2 protein-coding genes are annotated in these 2518 nt (G+C 42.7%); one reads left to right on the top strand and one right to left on the bottom strand.

Going from position 1 to position 2518, the window contains the following annotated elements; all coding sequences use genetic code 11:
• Positions 1 to 266 precede the first annotated feature (266 nt).
• Positions 267 to 725 carry a JAB domain-containing protein gene (locus AB5N96_RS13385; protein ID WP_499705755.1) on the top strand — a complete coding sequence of 153 codons (459 nt, stop codon included), beginning with the start codon at positions 267 to 269 and terminating at the stop codon, positions 723 to 725.
• 430 nt (positions 726 to 1155) lie between these two features.
• Here the strand turns inward: AB5N96_RS13385 and AB5N96_RS13380 are convergent, their stop codons facing one another.
• Positions 1156 to 2031, bottom strand: coding sequence for a hypothetical protein (locus AB5N96_RS13380; RefSeq protein WP_499705754.1), 876 nt, complete (start codon positions 2029 to 2031; stop codon positions 1156 to 1158).
• Positions 2032 to 2518 lie beyond the last annotated feature (487 nt).

Raw genomic sequence — 2518 nt, 5'->3', positions numbered from 1 at the left:
CGGAGCGTACACATCCACAGCCTGTCTAAGGACCAAATACGGACAGATTCCATGGCTTCGCCCTATCCCTATTTCGTTCCAAGACAGGAGAGTTCAGTTCAAGGGGCGAAAAACTTTTTATACCGGCTGCGCTAAAAACTTTTGCGCTGAGACCCTTGACCGGTCCTCTAGGTGGTGTATCCGTCCTCCTTACCAAAAGGCAAAAAATAATCCCTTTTGGGACCACTTCCGCCCGGCGGACCAAAAATTGAAAGGGAGCGATACAGATGCAACTCGAAAAAATCATTGAAATCACACGAATCAAACAGGAAATCAAAGAGGTCGAGGAAGCGTACAAAGACATCCTACCGGAGAGAATCAAAGGAGCTACAGACGCACTTGATTTTGCCCAAGCACTCATAGGAGACGAAGACCGTGAGGTGTTCCTTGTCTTGTGTCTCAACATCAAGAACGAGATTACAGTTGTCCATCGTTGCCATGTAGGTGCATTAGGAGCAAGCATCATCCATCCACGAGAGGTCTTCAAGTCAGCTATCATGAGTAACGCCCACAGCATCATCGTTGCTCATAATCATCCATCCGGTAGTTGCCAGTATTCGCAAGAAGACGTGAATGTGAGTGAACGATTGATTAAGGTCGGTAAAATCTTAAACATCGAAGTGCTCGATTCGTTGATAGTGAGCCAAAAAGAAGCCATCTCCTTGAAAGAACGCATGGTCATCTGAAAAAGCCATCCTCTGAGGGCTTCTCAGAGGATTTTAAATGTACACTTCATCACAAAATGAAAATTAAAAGCCCCAGAATGCGAATCTCTGCATAGAAAATTCGCATTCTGAGGCAAATATAATCGAATTTCACTAGTTAAAGGTGGACGAAGCATCTAAAACAAGGATTTCTATACTTTAGATACTTCGTCTTGATCTTCTAAGAGCATGGACTGGATTTTTCGGGTCCATGCTAGCCATCTGACTAGCGCCCCTTTTAAAATCCATTTTTATCATCGTCTTTTCCCCTAGGATCATCTCTATCTCCTAATAAAAACTGTATCAATAACTCTTTCAAGGTGTTTCGTTATACTCATAAGAAAAATTGGAAATAGCAAGCCCTCGCTCTTGCCTTTCCGGTTCAACTCATTCTTTAGTTGTTCTCATCTCTCTATTTCTCTTGCTTTAATTGTTCAATTTCTGCCTGCATACGTTCGCGTGTATCCTCGTTCATCTTGCGGAGGTTGGCCATTTCGTCATACAGCTTTCTGACTTCTTCGTTATGAAGTGAACGTTGTTCGACGACAGCTCTTTCCTTCTCCAACTCTTTACGTTCTGACACCATCGCTATTTCACGTTCGTAATTTGCTTTTTCTTGTTCCGCCTGCTGACGTAGGGTTCGTAGCTCTTCCGAGGAGGTACGGAACTTTTCAGTCCACTCGTCCACTTGTTTCGTCAGGGTGGCCCTTTCTTCCATGGCTTCTCGTACCATCTCCGTTTTCTCGTTCTCGAAAGCTTTTTTCAACTGCTCATTCTCATCGGCATATGCCTGATACTTCACTACAAGTCCATTTAATGTATCGTTCTTTTCTTTGTATTCACTGACAAGTGCCTGATTGGTCTCTAGCATCCCTTGGCTAGCCTTCAATTTTTCTTCTGATTCCGATGCCCTCTTTACAGACGCTTCTACTTCTTCCCTACTTAAGCTCAACTCTATCTTCAACTGTTTGACGTGCTCTTGCAGGTCTGTGATGATAGATTCCTTGCTCTCCAACTTATCAGCTACATCTTTGACAGCTTGGTCTTTCAAGTGGATAGAACGTTCAATCATGTTTGCGATTAACTCATACATGCGAGTCGTATGATGTTCTAGTTCAGTCAGGTCTTGCGTATAGTCACTGGAGCCTTGTTTGATGGCGTTCATCTCGTATAGTGCGACCGCTCGTTCAAACCAGTCCTTGCTAGTGATTCCACTTGTCTCTATGACTGTCTTCACCTTTTCATATAAGTCTTCACTCACTTTAAATCCAAAGGTTTTATCCGCCATCTTTTCATCTCCTTAGTTAACTTTAAGATACTTATATTATATAAGGTTAACTAGGTTAACCAAAGTTAACTTAATAATAACACATGTTTTCAGAATTGTTCAAAATTTAAATAATGATTTTTGAGTTCTTTTCTAGAGGCATTTATTTTGCATTATTTTCAGCTACATTGAGTCAAAACATGATTGCCCTTTGCTTTATGACTTTTGGCGACTGCACTAGAGCGACTAAAAGTGCATCAAGTCGCTCTACGTGTCGCTTCGTCCTATAAAAGCCGATAATCACAGGCTGTATCTTCAAGGACAGCCTGTAGATTCCTGTCCTTTTCTTCACGGACGAACGAGTCGAACACATAAGAGCATCCAAATCAGACGGTAGCCAACAGCTGGCTACCTTTTCTTGTCGTTATTTTTTGCTTTTGGCCACCGGAGCGTACACATCCACAGCCTGTCTAAGGACCAAATACGGACAGATTCCATGGCTTCGCCC

This window comes from Chryseomicrobium imtechense (assembly GCF_041475995.1).
Classification (GTDB): domain Bacteria; phylum Bacillota; class Bacilli; order Bacillales_A; family Planococcaceae; genus Chryseomicrobium; species Chryseomicrobium aureum.
Note: the sequence above shows the minus strand (reverse complement) of the source record. Positions and strands in the feature narration are given on the sequence as shown.

Excerpts from the sequence above, each read along its gene's own strand:
- AB5N96_RS13380 (WP_499705754.1), bottom strand. The coding sequence starts at position 2,031 with ATGGCGGATAAAACCTTTGGATTTAAAGTGAGTGAAGACTTATATGAA.
- AB5N96_RS13385 (WP_499705755.1), top strand. The coding sequence starts at position 267 with ATGCAACTCGAAAAAATCATTGAAATCACACGAATCAAACAGGAAATC.